The organism is Halogeometricum sp. CBA1124, assembly GCF_009741955.1.
Lineage (GTDB): Archaea > Halobacteriota > Halobacteria > Halobacteriales > Haloferacaceae > Halogeometricum > Halogeometricum rufum.
In genome coordinates, this window is sequence record NZ_WPCD01000306.1 from 1 (window position 1) to 2699 (window position 2699).

At 69.8% G+C, this 2699-nt stretch carries 3 protein-coding genes; 1 reads left to right on the forward strand and 2 read right to left on the reverse strand.

Annotation, left to right across the window (positions count from 1 at the left end; genetic code table 11):
- The first annotated feature begins 235 nt into the window (after window positions 1-235).
- Window positions 236-1318, forward strand: a complete 1083-nt coding sequence (locus GJ632_RS20775) for a geranylgeranyl reductase family protein (RefSeq protein WP_191453919.1) — start codon at window positions 236-238, stop codon at window positions 1316-1318.
- Window positions 1319-1342: 24 nt separating this feature from the next.
- Here the strand turns inward: GJ632_RS20775 and GJ632_RS20780 are convergent, their stop codons facing one another.
- Together GJ632_RS20780 and GJ632_RS20785 are read right to left on the reverse strand one after the other, a co-directional pair.
- Window positions 1343-2437, reverse strand: a complete 1095-nt coding sequence (locus GJ632_RS20780; RefSeq protein ID WP_191453920.1) for an aminomethyltransferase family protein — start codon at window positions 2435-2437, stop codon at window positions 1343-1345.
- Between the two features lie 64 nt (window positions 2438-2501).
- Window positions 2502-2699 (reverse strand): DUF6432 family protein (locus GJ632_RS20785; protein ID WP_231751734.1); only part of this gene is annotated, 198 nt, incomplete at its 5' end.

The following is a 2699-nucleotide window of genomic DNA, read 5'->3' on the forward strand; positions in this document are numbered from 1 at the left end:
ACAGCCCTGTGCGTGGGTCGCCCATCGAACCTGCGCGGACACCGGAGACTCAGGGAGGTAGCTCGGTGAACGCGGACCGGGGGCGAGGGCGGCGGCGAGGAGAGCGTCCCGGCGCATACGTCTGTATTCTCTATCTGTTGACTTATCGCTTCGGCCCGGTGTCAACTGCTGCGCTCGCTCCGAGTCGGTGCAGGACGACGAACGTATTTGTCCGCGCCCGAAAGAGTCCACAGCAATGTACGACTTCGCCGTCGTCGGCGTCGGTCCCGCGGGTGCCCGTTTCGCCCGCCGGGCCGCCGAGGCAGGATACGACGTCGTCGCCTTCGAGAAGGGCGAGGTCGGAACACCGCTCGCCTGTTCCGGCCACGTCAGCACCGACATCTGGGCGTACGTCCCCGACGAAGCCAAGTCGCGACTCCTCCAGAACCGCGTCTACGGCGCGAACTTCCACGTCGGCGGCGCGAGCAGTCGCGCCTACCCGTTCTACAAGACCGAGCAGGTGTCGAACGTCATCGACAGAGTGGAACTCGACCGGACGCTGGCCGACTGCGCGCGCGACGCCGGCGCCGACGTGCGCGAACGCCACACCGTCACGAGCGTGGACGAACGCCACGACGGCGTCGAACTCACCGTCTCCGCCGACGGCGACGAACGCACCGTCGAGGCGAAGATGGTCGCCGGGTGCGACGGCCCCGTCTCGCGCGTCCGCCGGCAGGCGGGCATCGACGAACCCGCGGAGATTCTCCACGGCGTCCTCGCGTTCGACGAGACGCCCGACGACGGCGACTACGTCGACGTCCACCTCACCGTCCCGCGCTTCTTCGCGTGGCGCATCCCGCGGGGCGACGCGGGCGTCGAGTACGGACTGGCCGCCCCGCCGGGCGCGGAGGTCAACGAGATGTTCGACGTACTCACCGACCAGTACGACGTGGAGACGACGCACTTCTGCTCCGGGGGCATCCCCATCGACCCGCCCGAACGCGTCACCACGCGCCGCGTCTTCCTCCTCGGCGACGCCGCCGCGCAGACGAAGCCGTTCACCGGCGGGGGAATTTTGTACGGCATGACCGCGGCCGACTGCGCCGTCGACGCCATCGACCCGGACGACCCGGCGACGCTCCGCGACTACGAGTCGGCGTGGCGCGACGCGCTCTCGACGGAGATTTCGATGGGCCACTGGCTCCGCCGGGCGTACTCGCTACCCGAACCCGTCCAACACCTCGGCCTCCGGTTGCTGTCGGGCGAAATCGGCGTCCACATGGACAAGCCCACCTCGTTCTTCTCGCGGGAACACCTCGGGAAACTACTCGGGCGGTGACCCGGGGCGACGCGCCCGCGACGCTCACTCCCGGCCGACGTACGTCGGCAGACGCCGCGAGGCGTCGCTGCCCTCCACGAACGGGAGCGACGCCACCTCGGCGGCCACCTCACGTTCGTCCACCCTGACCTGCACCGCGTCCGCGTCGAGTTCGAAGTCCACGAGGGCGAGGGCGACGGGCGCCTCCAGCGTCGGACTCTCGACGGCGCGGGTCACCTCGCCCACCGACGCGTCGCCGTCGAAGACGGCCGCACCCGCCGCCGGCAGTTCCTCGGGTCGGAGGCCGACGAGGCGCTTACTCGGTTGTCCCCGGTTCTCCACCTTCGAGACGACTTCCTGCCCGACGTAACAGCCCTTCTCGAAGTCCAGCGCGTTCCGCAGGCCGAGGACGTTCGGCACCCGTCCCTGCAGTTCGGTGTCGAACAGGGGCGTCCCCGCCTCCGCGGTGAGCGTGTCCCACGTCGCGTAGCCGAACGGGACGGCGTTCATCCCGTTGGTGAGCAGGGTGTCGAACACGTCCGCGGCGGCGTCGGCGGCGCAGACGACTTCGTAGCCCTCCTCGCCCGCCAGCCCGTCGCCCGCGATGACCGTCACGCCGGCGTCGCCCATCGACCCGCGGACGAACGACAGCGCCGGTTCCGGCGCGCCCGCGCCGTTGAGGACGCTCGCCACCTTCTCGGTGGACTTCGGGCCGTGGACGCCGAACACGCCGAACTCCGTGGAGGCGTCGCGTACCGCCACGTCCTGGATGAACACCTTCTCCGACCAGTCTTCGACCAGCGGTTCGGCGCGTTCGGGCGGCGTGAAGCAGAGCAGTCGCTCGCCCGCGTTGTAGACGTACATGTCCGTCTCGATGCGACCCTGCGGGTCCAACAGGAGGGCGTAGACGCCCTCGCCGTCCGCGTCGGGGACGCGGTTCGACACCGCGTTGTCCACGAACGCCACCCGGTCGTCGCCCTCGACGACGACGACGCCGTAGCCCATCTCGATGACGGCCGCGCCCTTGCGGACGGCGCCGTGGGTCCGCGCCGGTCGGCCGTAGTCGCGGACCACGTCCCGGCCCGCGCGCGTCTCGAACGTCGCACCGTACCGCTCGTGCATCTCCTCGACGACAGTCATTACCTACGTCTGCGCACTCTGGGGTGAAAACGTCCGCGTCACCGGCGCGATTGCCGGGGGCCGGCTACAACCCCAACTTCTCGCGGATGGCGTCCACGATGCTCCGTTCCTCCTCGGGTTCCTCGCCGGGGTTCGGCACGACTCGGTCGTCGGGGAGGATGACGACCCGGTCTTCGTCGCTGTCGACGGTGATGAGTCCGTCCGACTTGAGCGACGACAACGCCTCCTCGATGGTGTCGATGTCGGCGTCGACGGCGCGCGC

What these genes read in the sequence shown, in the direction of transcription:
- GJ632_RS20780 (WP_191453920.1), bottom strand. Translation starts at nt 2,437, where the DNA reads ATGACTGTCGTCGAGGAGATGCACGAGCGGTACGGTGCGACGTTCGAG.
- GJ632_RS20775 (WP_191453919.1), top strand. Translation starts at nt 236, where the DNA reads ATGTACGACTTCGCCGTCGTCGGCGTCGGTCCCGCGGGTGCCCGTTTC.